Raw genomic sequence first — 12,881 nt, forward strand, 5'->3', positions numbered from 1 at the left:
AGGCTCATAGCACCGCAGCCCGCAGGGCGGAGGCTCTCCAGTGAGCCTGGTGCTGGCAGGCGTGGCCAAACGCTATGGCGAGGTGCCGGTGTTCGAGCATGTGACCCTGCAGGTGGCGCGCGGCGAATTCGTTGCCATCGTGGGCGAATCGGGCGTGGGCAAGTCCACGCTGCTCAATTGCATGGCCGGCCTGGACGACTGGGACGGGGGCAGCATCCACCTGGACGGCGAGGACCTGGGCGCAATGACGGCCGATGAGCGCGCGCTGCTGCGGCGGCGCCGCATCGGCTTCGTGTTCCAGGCCTTCCACGTGCTGCCGCACCTCGACGTGGCGCAGAACGTCGCCCTGCCGCTGATGCTGCTGGGCGTGGATGCGGGCGAGCGCAACGAGCGCGTGGCGGCCATGCTTGACGCGGTCGGCCTGCAGGAGCTGGGCGCGCGCCTGCCGCAGCAGCTGTCCGGGGGCCAGTTGCAGCGCGTGGCCATCGCCCGCGCGCTGGTGCACCGCCCTTCCCTGCTGCTGGCGGATGAGCCCACCGGCAACCTCGATCCGGGCACCGCCGCCAAGGTGATGGAGCTGATGGTGACGCAAACCCGCCGCCAGGGGGCCTCGCTGGTGCTGGTGACCCACTCCGAGGGCGCCGCGGCCCGTGCCGACCGCGTGCTGGTGCTCACCAGCGAGGGGATCCGGCCGCATCCCTGAATTGCTCCCCCTCCCTCTCCCCGGAAGGGAGAGAGGTCAAGCCTGCGAGCCCTGCAGCATCGCGATGGCTTGCCGGATGTCCTTGATCGGCATCTGCCCGGGTGCCGAGCTGGCCTCGCCCACGGCGAAGGTCATGGCGGATCCGAAGGTCCAGCCGCACATGCGCGTGACCGCCCCCAGCGGGCCCATGGACATGCTCACCACCGGGATCGACAGCGACCGGCTGGCCTGCGTAGTGGCAGCCAGCAGCGCCAGCACATCCTCCATGCTCTTGGGCATCACGGCCACCTTCGCCACGTCCGCGCCCAGCGCCTGGGCCTGCGCGAAGCGCGCCACCAGCGCATCGGCCGGGGGCGTCGCCTGGAAGTCATGGAAGGAGAGCACCAGCGGCAGGCCCGCGGCCTTCGAGGCTTCGCGTACCGCCGCCACATGCGCGGGCGCATTGCCCATCTCGAAGTCGACCAGGTCGACCTGGCCGCTGGCGCACACCGCGCGATAGAGATCGACCACCTGCTCCTCGCCGATCGTGATCGGCTGGCCGCCTTCGCGGCTGGAACGGCGGGTGAACAGCAGCGGGATGCCGGCGGCGGCGCGCCTGAGCTGCTCCGCCGCCTCGAGCACGCGGGCCGCATCGCCGATGTGCTCGAAGAAGTCGACGCGCCATTCCAGCAGGTCCGGCCCCTTGGCCGCGACTGCGGCGGCCTCCGCCGCGAGCTGGGTCGTGCTGCGCGCCACCAGCGGTGCGCACACGACCGGGAAGCGCGGCGCGCGGCCCGGCAGGGCAATCGGCCGGGCCTGCATCAGGCCACCAGCTGCGCGTAGCGCGCCAGGTCCACGTTGCCGCCGCTGATGATCACGCCGACCCGCTTGCCGGTGATGTCCAGGCCGCCGTGCAGCGCGCCCGCCAGCCCCAGGCACCCGGTCGGCTCCACCACCATCTTCATGCGCTCGGCAAAAAAGCGCATGGCCTGCACCAGCTGCTCGTCACTGGCCGTGAGCACGTCGTCGACGTTGCGCCGGATCACCCCGAAGGTGAGCTGGCCCACGTGCTGCGTCTGCGCGCCGTCGGCCAGCGTGGTGGGCACCGGGATGTGGACGATCTCGCCCTTGCGGAAAGACTGCTGCGCGTCATTGCCGGCCTCGGGCTCGACGCCGTACACCTTGCAGTGCGGCGCAAGGGCCCGCGCCGACAGCGCGCTGCCCGACAGCAGGCCGCCGCCGCCCAGCGGCACGAACAGCAGGTCGAGCGCGCCCACCTCTTCGATCAGCTCCTTGGCGGCCGTGCCCTGCCCGGCGATCACGTCGGCATGGTCGAAGGGCGGGACCAGGGTCATGCCGCGCTCGTCGGCCACGCGCCGGGTCAGCGCCTCGCGGTCTTCCTTGTAACGGTCGAAGCCGATGACTTCCGCGCCATAGCCGCGCGTGGCGTCTATCTTGGCCTGCGGCGCGTCCAGCGGCATCAGGATCACCGCGGGCATGCCGAGCAGCCGCGCCGCCAGTGCGATCGCCTGCGCATGGTTGCCCGAGGAAAACGCGATCACGCCGCGCTCGCGCTGCGCGGGCGTGAACTTCGACAGCGCGTTGAAGGCGCCGCGGAACTTGAACGCGCCCATGCGCTGCAGGTTCTCGCACTTGAAGAAGAACTCGGCCTGGTGCCGCGCGTTGGCCGTGGCCGAACGCAGCACCGGCGTGCGGTGGGCGTGGCCGGCCAGCCGCTGCGCGGCGGCGGCGACATCATCGAAGGTGGGGAGATCGGACATGGCATGACGGCAGTGGTGCGAGCCCCTAGCTTAGCTCACCGAACTGTCGCGCCCGGGGCGCGCCGGCCGGGCGCGAGGCTTGCGCCTCGGCGCCTAGCGATCCAGGATCTGGTCGAGGAAGCGGCGTGTGCGCTCGGACTTCGGCCGCGAGAAGAATTCGTCCGGCGGGGCCTCCTCGACGATCTCGCCGCGGTCCATGAAGATCACGCGGTCGGCCACCGCGCGGGCGAAGCCCATTTCGTGCGTCACGCACAGCATCGTCATGCCGTCCTTCGCGAGCTCGACCATGGTGTCGAGCACTTCCTTGACCATTTCCGGGTCGAGCGCCGAGGTCGGCTCGTCGAACAGCATGATGTTCGGCGCCATGCACAGCGCGCGGGCGATGGCCACGCGCTGCTGCTGGCCGCCCGAGAGTTGCCCGGGGTACTTGCTGGCCTGGTCGCCGATACGCACGCGTTCGAGGAAGCGCCGTGCCGTGGCCTCGGCCTCGGCGCGTGGGCATTTCCTGGCCCAGATGGGCGCCAGCATGCAGTTCTCCAGCACCGTCAGGTGCGGGAAGAGGTTGAAATGCTGAAACACCATGCCGATGTCCTTGCGCACGGCGCCGATGTTCTTCAGCGAGTCGTTGAGCTCCACGCCGTCCACCACCACCGTGCCCGCCTGGTGGGCCTCCAGGCGGTTCAAGCAGCGAATCAAGGTGGACTTGCCCGAGCCCGAAGGCCCGCAGATCACGATGCGCTCGCCGCGGCGCACGTCCAGCGTGATATCGCGCAGGGCCTGGAACTTGCCGAACCACTTGGACAGGCCGCGGATGCGGATGACGGTGTCCCCGGCCTCGGCGCTGGGGACCGGAGGAACGGCGATTTCGGATGCGTGCAGGGTTGTCATGACCGGAGTTCCCGTGACAGGTGCTTTTCGAGCCATTGGCTGTAGCGGCTCATGGCGAAGCAGAAGACCCAGTAGACCGCCATCGCGAACAGGTAGCCTTCGACGAAAAAGTGCCGCCAGTCCAGGTCGCTCACCACGGCCTGCTTGACGGCATAGAGAAAGTCGAAGATCGAGACGATGATGACCAGCGAGGTGTCCTTGAAGTTGTCGATGAAGCTGTTCACCTGGGCCGGGATGGTGATCTTCAGCGCCTGCGGCAGCACGACGAGCCGGTGCGTCTTCCAGTAGCCCAGGCCCAGCGCCTCGGCGGCTTCGAACTGCCCGCGCGGCACGGCCTGCAGGCCGGCCCGCACCACCTCGGCGATGTAGGCCGCATTGAACAGGATGATCGCCACCTGCGCCCGCAGCAGCTTGTCGAAGCTGATGCCCTCGGGCATGAACAGCGCAAACATGAGGGAGGCCATGAACAGCACGGTGACCAGCGGCACCCCGCGCACCAGCTCGATGTAGACCACCGACACCGCGCGCACGATGGGCAGGCGCGAGCGCCGGCCCATCGCCAGCGCGACGCCCAGCGGGAACGCGAGCAAGGTGCCGTAGACGGCCAGCATCAGGGTGATCGGCAAGCCGCCCCACAGTGAGGTCGGCACGGGGGCCAGCCCCAGCCCGCCAGCCATCAGCCAGGCGCACACCGCGCTGCCGCCGATCCACAGCGCCGCGATCCGGCGGCCGTGCCAGAACCAGCGGAAGGCCGACAGCACGAGCACCGCGCAGAACAGCACCACGGCGAGCATCGGGCGCCACTGTTCGTCCTGCGGATAGATGCCGAACAGCATCTGGCGCCACTTGTCGGCCACCACCGCCCAGCAAGCGCCTTGACCGGCGAGCGCGTTGCAGGCGGCAAGCGGTGCCTTGCCCCAGATGGCATTCAGGATGGCCCAGTTGACGAACTTGCTGCCGAGCCAGACCGTCAGCGCCAGTATGACGATGCTCGTGAAGGCGTTGGCCGGCGTACTGAACAGGTTGGCGCGCAGCCACTGGCCAGCCGAAACCTTGGTGGTGGGTGCATCCATCGGTCAGCGCTCCACCAGCCGCACGCGGTAGTTGTACCAGTTCATCAGCCCGGAAATGGCCAGCGAGATGAGCAGGTAGACGGCCATCATGAGGCCGATCGCCTCGATCGCCTGGCCGGTCTGGTTGAGCGTGGTGGTGGAAACGCTCACGAGGTCGGGATAGCCGATCGCCACCGCCAGCGAGGAGTTCTTGGTGAGGTTCAGGTATTGGCTGGTCAGTGGCGGAATGATCACGCGTAGCGCCTGCGGCAGCACGACAAGGCGCAGCCGCTGCGCGCGCGACAGGCCCAGCGCCTCCGAGGCGTCGATCTGTCCCTTGGGCACGGACTGGATGCCGCCGCGCACGATCTCGGCGATGAAGGCGGCGGTGTAGACCGACAGCCCGACGAACAGGGTGATGAATTCGGGCGACACGGTCCTGCCGCCTTCGAAGTCGAAGCCGGCGAGCTCGGGCCGCGAGAACCCGGTGGGCGCGCCGAGCGCGGCCCATGCAATGGAAGGCAGCAACACGAAGGCCACCAGGCTGGGCCAAGCCACCGGCAGGCGCTTGCCGGTGCGGACCTGCACCGCCTGCGCGCGCCGTGACCACAGCAGCGAGACCACGACGGCGGCCACCACGCCCAACAGCGCGGCCGACCAGCCGGCGTGCGCCTCGGGCCAGGGCATGGTGAGGCCGCGCTGGCTGAGATAGGTGAACCCGAGCCGCCAGGCCTCGCCCACCGGCGGCAGCAGCTCGGTGAGCATGCCGTACCACATCAGCAGCTGCAGGATCAGCGGCACGTTGCGCACGGTTTCGACATAGCCGCCGGCCAGCTGGCGCAGCAGCCAGTTCGGCGAGAGGCGGGCGATGCCGATGGCCAGCCCGAGCAGGGAGGCGACCACGATGGCGCAGGCCGAGACGTAAAGCGTGTTGAGCAAGCCCACCACGAAGGCGCGGCCGTAGCTGTGGGCCGGTTCGTAGGCGATCAGCTTCTCGGAGATGTCGAAGCCGGCCTCATGCTGGAGGTAGGAAAAGCCGATCGTGATGGAGCGGCTTTGCAGGTTGTGCACCAGGTTGGACACGGCGTAGCCCGCCACTGCCGCGATCAGCAGCAGCAGGGCGAACTGGTAGACGAAGCGGCGGAAGCGCTCGGAGGACCACATGACGTTCAAAGCAGGAAGGCTGCGCACGACGCGCCATGCAAATCGGCCCGGCACTCCAGGAGTCTGACTCCTGGCACCGAGCCGATCGATATCCTACCCGGCGGGGGCGATCAGTCCATCGGGACCGGGTACATCAGGCCGCCCTTGTTCCACAGGTTATTGGGCCCGCGCTGCAGGCCGAGCGGCTTGATATTGCGGTCGTAGCTCTCGCCGTAGTTGCCCACCGCCTGGATGGCGCGCACGGCCCAGTCGGCGTCCAGACCCAGGCCCTTGCCCACTTCGCCGGTGCTGCCCAGCAGGCGCTGGACCACGGGATCCTTGCTCTCGCCCTTCATCTTCGCCACGTTGGCCTGGGTCACGTCCGACTCCTCGGCCTGCTGCAGCGCGAAGATCATCCAGCGGGCGATCGAGAAGAACTCCTGGTCATTGCGACGCAGCATGGGGCCGAGCGGCTCCTTGGAGATGATCTCGGGCAACACCGCGTAGTCGGCCTTGGATGGCAGGTTGACCAGCATCGCCGCGATGCCCGAGGCATCGGTGGTGTAGGCGTCGCAGCGGCCGGACTGGAAGGCCTTCTCGGTGGCCTCCTGGCCCTCGAACACGACCGGCTTGAAGGTGAGCTTGTGCGCGCGGGCGTAGTCGGCCATGTTGCGCTCGGTGGTGGTGCCGGTTTCGACGCAGACCGAGGCCTTGTTCAGGTCGGCCAGTTTCTTGACCTTGGGGTTCTTCTTGCTGTTGATCACAAAGGCCTGGCCGTCATAGAACCAGACACCGGCGAACACCGATCCCATGGTGGTATCGCGCTTGGAGTTCCAGGTGGTGTTGCGCGAGAGGAGGTCGACCTCGCCGGACTGCAGCGCGGTGAAGCGCTGCTGCGCCGTCAGCGGCACGTACTTCACCTTGTCGGGGCTGCCGAGGATCGCGGCGGCGAGTGCCTTGCAGTAGTCCACGTCCAGGCCGGCGTACTTGCCGGTCTTGTCGGGGGCAGAGAAACCGACGAGGCCGGTGTGCACGCCGCACACCAGGGTGCCGCGCTGCTTGATCGCATCCAGCGTGGGGCCTGCCGAAGCGGCGCCGGCGGCGCCGACGAGCGCCAGCGCGGTCAGCGCGCGGAGAGTCCATTTGGTCTTGAGCATCTTCTGTGTCTCCAGGGTGGGTGGGGGATGGGAATCAGGCAGGCAGCGCGTCTATTGTGGCCAGTTGGGGCGCGGCGGGATTCTGGAGCCCGGCCAGCGCCTGCGCCATGCGGTCCAGGGCCTCTCCAAGCAGGCGGGCCGGCGTGGCGTAATTCAGCCGGAGGTAGCCCGGACGGCCGAAATCGGCGCCGTCGTTCAGGCCGACACCGTGCCGTTCGAACCAGGCCGCGGGATTGCCGACCTGCGCGGCCAGCGCGCGCGCATCGATCCAGGTGAGGTACGACACCTCGGGGTGCGTGTGCGGCAGTCCCATGCGAGCCAGGGCTGCCGACACCCGGTCGCGGTTGCGGCGCAGCGCCGCCAGCATGGCCAGCCGCCAGGGCTCGCCGTGCTCGAAGGCCGCTTTCAATGCGGTGAACCCGAAGCAGCACGGGTCGGGGACTAGCCTGCCCATCGATGCACGAAAGCGTTGGCGCAAATCGGCGTCCGGAATGATGGCCCAGGCGATGCCGAGGCCAGCGATGTTGTAGGTCTTGCCGGGACCATGGAGCGTGATGGTACGCGCCAGCAGGCGGGGCGCACGCTCCGCCAGGACCTTCGCGAACGGCAGGTGCGGCGTGTCCGGGTCGAGGATGAGGTCGCAGTGCACTTCGTCCGAGCAGACGTACAAGTCGTGCCGCTCGCAGAACTCGGCCAGGCGGCCCAGTTCCTCGCGAGTGTAGAGCCGCCCGATCGGGTTGTGCGGGTGACACAGCAGCAGCAGGCGCGGCGCGGCGGGCGCGTGCATCGCCGCCTCGAGCGCCTCGAAGTCGATGGCGAACCCGGTGCCCGCCGCGTCGGTGGGCCGCAGCGGCACGTCCACCAGGCCGCGACCCTGGATGCCCGGGGCCGTGAGGAAGGGCGGATAGATGGGCGAGAACGACAGCGCCCCCTCGCCGGGTGCGCAGCAGGTCTTCACCGCCAGGTTGAGGCCGAGCACCAGGCCCGGCAGCCAGACGATCCATTCCGGCTGCACCGCCCAGCCGTAGCGAGTTTCATGGTCCTTGACCAGCAGTTGGGCCAACTCGCGCGGCGGCGACATATAACCGTAGTTGCCGTGCGCGGCGTGCGCCGCGACCGCCGCCTGGATGGCGGGCGCCGTGGGGTAGTCCATGTCTGCGATCCACAGGGGAATGACGTCGCGGCCGCGGTATTTTTCCCACTTGGTGGCCGACCACTGGAGGCGGTCGGCGACGTTATCGAATTCAAACACAGGCACGATGGAAACCTTGAATGCCCAAATGTCTCATGGGCGAATCTGACATGTCAATTGGGTTCAGCTAGGATGCGAATATAGCCGAGTCCGCCCCTCCGCCTGTGCCTAAACGTACTCCAGCCGCCCCTGCCGATGAGGCACCCCTCATGACCGACCAGGTCTACGGGGCGATCCGGCGCGACATCCTGAGTTGCGCGCTGGCGCCGGGCGCCGCCATCTCCGAAACCAGCCTGGCCAATCGCTACGGCTACGGCAAGTCGCCGGTGCGGCTGGCGCTGTCGCGCCTGCGCCAGGAGGGCCTGGTCTTCGCCTCGCCGCGCCGCAGCTTCGCGGTCAGCCCGATCACCCTGCGCGACGTCCATGAGCTGTACGGCCTGCGCCTGGTCCTCGAGCCGGCTGCGGCACGCCTCGCTGCCGGGCGGGTCGACGTGCGGGCGCTGAAGAAGGTGGATGCGGTGTGCCGCCGAGGCTACGTGCCGGGCGATCCGTCCAGCACGCTGCGCTTCCTGGACGCCAATCGCGACTTCCACCTGGGCATCGCCGAGGGCAGCGGCAACTTCCGGCTGCTGCGCCTGCTGGGCCAGGTGTTTGACGAGACCACGCGCGTGATGCATATCGGGCTGGCGCTGCGCAATCGCAGCGTCGAGATGCAGCACGAGCATGAATCGCTGCTGTCCGCGCTCGAGGGCGGCGATGCCGGGGCCGCGGCGCGCATCGCCGAGGAGCAGGTGGCCGCTTCGCGCGACATGGTGCTGGCCGCCCTGCTCCAGAGTCCGGGGCTGCTCGACCAGTCCCTGCCGAGCGAGGGGCTGCTCGAAGCGCATCACCGCCCCCCGCGCGGCCGGCGCAAGCCAGCGGCCTGATGGCCGCGGCGGGCACAATGCCCTGGTGCTCACCCTGCTTCGCACATTCTCCTGGCAGGAGTTGCGCCACCATCCCTGGCGCAACGCCACCGCCGTGCTGGCGGTCATGTTGGGCGTCGCGCTGGCCTTCTCGGTCCACCTGATCAACCAGTCGGCGCTCTCGGAATTCGAAAGCGCGGTGCGTTCGGCCGGTGGCCAGCCGGACCTGGAACTGCGGGGCGCCCAGGGCCGGCTCGACGAAGACCTGTATGCCCGGGTGGCGGCCCACCCGCAGGTGGCGCTGGCCAACCCGGTACTCGAGATCTCCACCTTCGCCATCGACGCGCAGGGCCGGCGCAGGCCCTTGCGCGTGGTCGGCCTCGATGTGCTGGTGGCGGCCGCGCTCACGCCGCAACTGGTGCCGGTGGCCGCCGCGGGCGCCGATCGCTTCGCGCCCCTGGCCCCGGCCACCGTGTTCCTCAATCCCTCGGCCCGCCAGGCGTTCGCCGGCCAGGACGAGCTGCGCCTGCAGGAAGGCCTGCGCGCCGTGCCGGTGCGCGTCGCCGGCACCGTGGGCGCCGGCGGCGGGCCGCTCGCGGTGATGGACATCGGCGCGGCGCAGGCGCTGTTCGGTCGGCAGGGTGACCTGACGCGCCTGGATGTGCGGCTGCGCCCCGGCATCGCCCGCGCCGGATTCCTCAAGTCGCTGCAGCTTCCGGACGGGGTCGTGGCCGGGGCGCCGGAAGACGCGGCGCAGCGCGTGGGCAATCTCTCGCGCGCCTACCGCGTCAACCTCACCGTGCTGGCGCTGGTGGCGTTGTTCACGGGCGCCTTCCTCGTGTACTCGGTGCTGGCCCTGAGCGTGGCGCGGCGCGCGCAGCAGTTCGCGCTGCTGGGCGTGCTGGGCCTGACCGCCGGGCAGCGGCGCGCCCTCGTGCTGGCCGAGTCGCTGGCATTGGGCGCCGTCGGCAGCCTGCTCGGCATCGCGCTGGGCGCCGCGCTGGCGGACGCGGGCCTGCGCTGGCTGGGGGGCGACTTGGGCGGCGGCTATTTCCCGGGCGTGGCGCCGCGGCTGCAGTGGAGCACGCCGGCGGCCTGGATGTATGGGGCGCTGGGTTGCGCCGCCGCCGCCGCCGGCGGCTGGCTGCCCTCGCGCGCCGCGCAGCAGCTGCCGCTGGCGCAAACGCTCAAGGGCCTCGGCTGGACCGGCGCCGCTTCGCCCCGGCGGCAGTTGCTCAGCCTGTCGCTGGTCGCCCTCGGCGCCTTGCTCGCGCTGCTACCACCGGTGCGCGGCATCCCGCTGGGCGCCTATCTCTCGGTGGGGCTGCTGCTGGTCGGCGGCATCGGCGCGCTGCCGGGTGCGGTGGCACTGTTGTACGACCGGCTGGTGCCCCTGGCGGGCGCCCACCTGCTGCCGCTGCTGGCGATCGAGCGCGCCCGCCGGGTGCGCGAGAGCGCCGCGATCGCCGTCAGCGGCGTGGTCGCCTCGCTCGCCCTGGCGGTGGCGCTGACGGTGATGGTCGCGAGCTTCCGCGACTCGGTATCGCGCTGGCTGGATGTGGTACTGCCTGCCGACCTGTACGTGCGGACCGCGGTGTCGGCGGCCATGGCCGAGACCGCCTGGTTCTCGCCGGAGCTGGTCGCAGCGGTGGCGCAATCGCCCGGCGTGCGCCGGGTCGCCGTGCAGCGCACGCGCACCCTGCTGTTCGATCCCGCGCTGCCGGGCGTGAGCCTGCTGGCGCGCGACATGGACGATCCCGCGCGCGCCCTGCCAATGGTCGGTGCGCAGGCGGTGCCGCCTCCCGGCGCCGTTCCCGTCTATGTCAGCGAGGCGATGGTCGACCTGTATGGCGCGCGCGTGGGCAGTGAATTCCCGCTGCTGGAGCCGCTCGCAACTGCGGGCCGCGCCGCGCCGTCGTTCTTCGTCGCGGGCGTGTGGCGCGACTATGTGCGCCAGAGCGGCGCCATCGCCATGAAGCGGGACGACTACCAGCGCCTCACCGGCGACCGCCGCGCCAACGACCTGCAGCTGTGGCTGGCCGACGGCGCCGACCCGGCGCAGGCGCGGCAAGCGATCCTGGCGCTGGCCCAGCGCGAAGGCGGCCTGGCCGGGGCACTCGAGTTCGCGTCGGCGCAGGAGTTGCGCCAGGCGTCGCTGCGCATCTTCGACCGCAGCTTCGCCGTCACCTACTGGCTGCAGGCGGTGGCGATCGGCATCGGCCTGTTCGGCGTGGCGGCCAGTTTCAGCGCGCAGGTGCTGGCGCGGCGCAAGGAATTCGGGCTGCTCGCGCACCTGGGCCTGACACGGGCGCAGGTGCTGGGCGTGGTCGCCGGCGAAGGTGCGACCTGGACGGCGATCGGCTCGGCCGCCGGGCTCGCGCTGGGGCTGGCGGTGGCGGTCGTGCTGGTGCACGTGGTCAACCCGCAAAGCTTCCACTGGACCATGGACCTGCTCGTTCCCTGGGGACGGCTGCTCGCGCTGTGCGCCGCGGTGATCGCCGCCGGCACGCTGACGGCGCGGCTGGCCGGAGGGGCGGCGGCCGGCCGCGACGCCGTGCTGGCGGTGAAGGAGGACTGGTGACCACGCGCCGGCACCTGCTGTGGGGGCTGCCGGCCGCCCTGCTCGCGCGCCATGCCGGCGCGCTGGCGCCGGCGCCCCTGGTCTTTCCGCGCGACCATGGCGCGCACCCGGACACCCGCATCGAGTGGTGGTACATCACCGGCCGCCTGGAGGCGGCAGGGCGCGAGTTCGGCTTCCAAGTGACCTTCTTTCGCACCCGCGTGGACCGCACGCAGGACATGCAATCGCGCTTTGCCGCGCGCCAGCTGGTCTTCGCGCACGCCGCCGTCACGGACGTGCAGGGGCGCAGGCTGCTGCACGACCAGCGAATCGCGCGCGAGGGCTTCGAAGTGGCCAGCGCGGCAACCGGGGACACGCGCCTGCGGCTGCGGGACTGGAGCCTGGCGCGGGCGGACTCGGGCGTGTACTGGACGCGCGTCGAGAGCGACGAGTTCTCGCTGGACCTGCGCTTCACGCCGACGCAGCCCATGGTGCTGCAGGGCCGCGCCGGCTGGTCGCGCAAGGGGCCGGCGCCGCAACAGGCCAGCTTCTATTACAGCCAGCCCCAGCTGGCGGCTGCGGGGACCTTGTCGCTGTCGGGCCGCCGGTTCGAAGCCGCCGGCAAGGCATGGCTGGACCACGAATGGAGCGATGAATTGCTCAACCCGAATGCGGTCGGCTGGGACTGGATCGGCATGAACCTGCACGACGGCAGCGCCCTCACCGCCTTTCGCCTGCGCCGGGCCGACGGCAGCGCCTTGTGGGACGGCGGGTCCTTCCGCAGCGCGAACGGCAGGCTCTCCACCTTCGACCCGGGCACGGTCCAATTCACGCCGCAGCGGCGCTGGACCAGCACGCTGTCGCGTGCCGAGTACCCGGTCGAGTGGAGTGTCCGAACGCTTGCCGGCACCTACCGTGTCGCGGCCGTGCTCGACGACCAGGAACTGGATAGCCGGGCCTCCACCGGCGCGATCTACTGGGAGGGCCTGTCGCGCCTGTCCGATGCGCAGGGCAGGACCGTGGGCGCGGGCTATCTTGAAATGACCGGTTACGCCCAGCGCTTGCGCCTCTGAGATGCTGGCCAGTGCCTGGAGCCCGGCGGCATGGCCGCCGGATTGGAGGCCACATGGATGCATCGCATGCCGGATTGCGTTGTCGGCGGCTCGCCTGCTGTGCGGCCTTGTGCGTCTGCGACTGGGCGATTGCCGGCGAACTGCCGGCGGACTGCGATGCCGAAGCGCCCCAGGGGCACTTCATGACCAACCGCAGCGAGACCATCGCCTCATTGGAGCGCCTGCCCGACGCCTGCCTCAAGTGGATGGTGCTCGAATGCTCCGAGGGCGCGAACCGCCAGTTCATGGACCTGGGCAGCGCCGCGATGTGCTCCATGGGCTATGAAGCGCTGCTGAAGAAAAGCTTCGGCGGCAGCTTTCACGCCCTGATGGAGTGGTGGCAGCGCGAGCGGGTGCGCGCGCGCCAGGAGCCGGGTATCTAGGGCCTGTTAACGCTATAGGAGGGCTC

At 70.1% G+C, this 12,881-nt stretch carries 12 protein-coding genes; 5 read left to right on the forward strand and 7 right to left on the reverse strand.

What is annotated here, in order from left to right:
• Positions 1-40 precede the first annotated feature (40 nt).
• Positions 41-703 (forward strand): ABC transporter ATP-binding protein, encoded by a 663-nt coding sequence (locus UC35_RS02350; protein WP_061495811.1) that lies wholly within the window; start codon positions 41-43, stop codon positions 701-703.
• 36 nt (positions 704-739) lie between these two features.
• Here UC35_RS02350 and aroD read toward each other — a convergent pair whose 3' ends face one another.
• The 7 genes from aroD to UC35_RS02385 form a co-directional block, all read right to left on the reverse strand.
• Positions 740-1,504: a type I 3-dehydroquinate dehydratase gene (gene aroD, locus UC35_RS02355; protein ID WP_061495813.1), complete on the reverse strand. Its 765-nt coding sequence runs from the start codon at positions 1,502-1,504 to the stop codon at positions 740-742.
• Positions 1,504-2,463, reverse strand: a complete 960-nt coding sequence (locus UC35_RS02360) for a threo-3-hydroxy-L-aspartate ammonia-lyase (RefSeq protein ID WP_061495815.1) — start codon at positions 2,461-2,463, stop codon at positions 1,504-1,506. The genes aroD and UC35_RS02360 overlap by 1 nt, the downstream gene beginning before the upstream one ends.
• Before the next feature lie 93 nt (positions 2,464-2,556).
• Positions 2,557-3,351, reverse strand: a complete 795-nt coding sequence (locus UC35_RS02365; protein ID WP_061495817.1) for an amino acid ABC transporter ATP-binding protein — start codon at positions 3,349-3,351, stop codon at positions 2,557-2,559.
• The gene (locus UC35_RS02370; protein WP_061495819.1) at positions 3,348-4,424 is read right to left on the reverse strand and encodes an amino acid ABC transporter permease; all 1,077 of its coding nucleotides are present in this window, start codon (positions 4,422-4,424) and stop codon (positions 3,348-3,350) included. Before UC35_RS02370 ends, UC35_RS02365 begins: the two co-directional genes overlap by 4 nt.
• 3 nt (positions 4,425-4,427) lie before the next feature.
• Positions 4,428-5,567, reverse strand: coding sequence for an amino acid ABC transporter permease (locus UC35_RS02375; RefSeq protein WP_061503642.1), 1,140 nt, complete (start codon positions 5,565-5,567; stop codon positions 4,428-4,430).
• A 110-nt stretch (positions 5,568-5,677) separates the two neighbouring features.
• Complete coding sequence (locus UC35_RS02380; protein WP_061495821.1) at positions 5,678-6,703, reverse strand: amino acid ABC transporter substrate-binding protein; 1,026 nt, start codon at positions 6,701-6,703, stop codon at positions 5,678-5,680.
• Between the two features lie 34 nt (positions 6,704-6,737).
• Positions 6,738-7,955, reverse strand: coding sequence for a MalY/PatB family protein (locus UC35_RS02385; protein ID WP_061495823.1), 1,218 nt, complete (start codon positions 7,953-7,955; stop codon positions 6,738-6,740).
• 149 nt (positions 7,956-8,104) lie between these two features.
• Between UC35_RS02385 and UC35_RS02390 the strand changes: the two genes are divergently transcribed.
• Genes UC35_RS02390 through UC35_RS02405 form a run of 4 tightly spaced genes read left to right on the forward strand, consistent with a single transcriptional unit; the run spans position 8,105 to position 12,855 of the window.
• Entirely contained in the window at positions 8,105-8,821 is a 717-nt protein-coding gene (locus UC35_RS02390) for a GntR family transcriptional regulator (RefSeq protein WP_082792555.1), read from the forward strand.
• Positions 8,822-8,846: 25 nt separating this feature from the next.
• The gene (locus UC35_RS02395) at positions 8,847-11,381 is read left to right on the forward strand and encodes an ABC transporter permease (RefSeq protein WP_173861243.1); all 2,535 of its coding nucleotides are present in this window, start codon (positions 8,847-8,849) and stop codon (positions 11,379-11,381) included.
• The gene (locus tag UC35_RS02400) at positions 11,378-12,433 is read left to right on the forward strand and encodes a lipocalin-like domain-containing protein (RefSeq protein WP_415752692.1); all 1,056 of its coding nucleotides are present in this window, start codon (positions 11,378-11,380) and stop codon (positions 12,431-12,433) included. The genes UC35_RS02395 and UC35_RS02400 overlap by 4 nt, the downstream gene beginning before the upstream one ends.
• A gap of 53 nt (positions 12,434-12,486) precedes the next feature.
• Positions 12,487-12,855, forward strand: coding sequence for a hypothetical protein (locus UC35_RS02405; RefSeq protein WP_145979311.1), 369 nt, complete (start codon positions 12,487-12,489; stop codon positions 12,853-12,855).
• Positions 12,856-12,881: the final 26 nt, after the last annotated feature.

It is taken from the genome of Ramlibacter tataouinensis (genome assembly GCF_001580455.1).
GTDB classification, from domain to species: Bacteria; Pseudomonadota; Gammaproteobacteria; order Burkholderiales; family Burkholderiaceae_C; genus Ramlibacter; species Ramlibacter tataouinensis_B.

Bases quoted from the DNA above. Each gene is read 5' to 3' on its own strand.
- aroD (WP_061495813.1), bottom strand. From the start codon at position 1,504: ATGCAGGCCCGGCCGATTGCCCTGCCGGGCCGCGCGCCGCGCTTCCCG.
- UC35_RS02360 (WP_061495815.1), bottom strand. From the start codon at position 2,463: ATGTCCGATCTCCCCACCTTCGATGATGTCGCCGCCGCCGCGCAGCGG.
- UC35_RS02365 (WP_061495817.1), bottom strand. From the start codon at position 3,351: ATGACAACCCTGCACGCATCCGAAATCGCCGTTCCTCCGGTCCCCAGC.
- UC35_RS02370 (WP_061495819.1), bottom strand. From the start codon at position 4,424: ATGGATGCACCCACCACCAAGGTTTCGGCTGGCCAGTGGCTGCGCGCC.
- UC35_RS02375 (WP_061503642.1), bottom strand. From the start codon at position 5,567: ATGTGGTCCTCCGAGCGCTTCCGCCGCTTCGTCTACCAGTTCGCCCTG.
- UC35_RS02380 (WP_061495821.1), bottom strand. From the start codon at position 6,703: ATGCTCAAGACCAAATGGACTCTCCGCGCGCTGACCGCGCTGGCGCTC.
- UC35_RS02390 (WP_082792555.1), top strand. From the start codon at position 8,105: ATGACCGACCAGGTCTACGGGGCGATCCGGCGCGACATCCTGAGTTGC.
- UC35_RS02405 (WP_145979311.1), top strand. From the start codon at position 12,487: ATGGATGCATCGCATGCCGGATTGCGTTGTCGGCGGCTCGCCTGCTGT.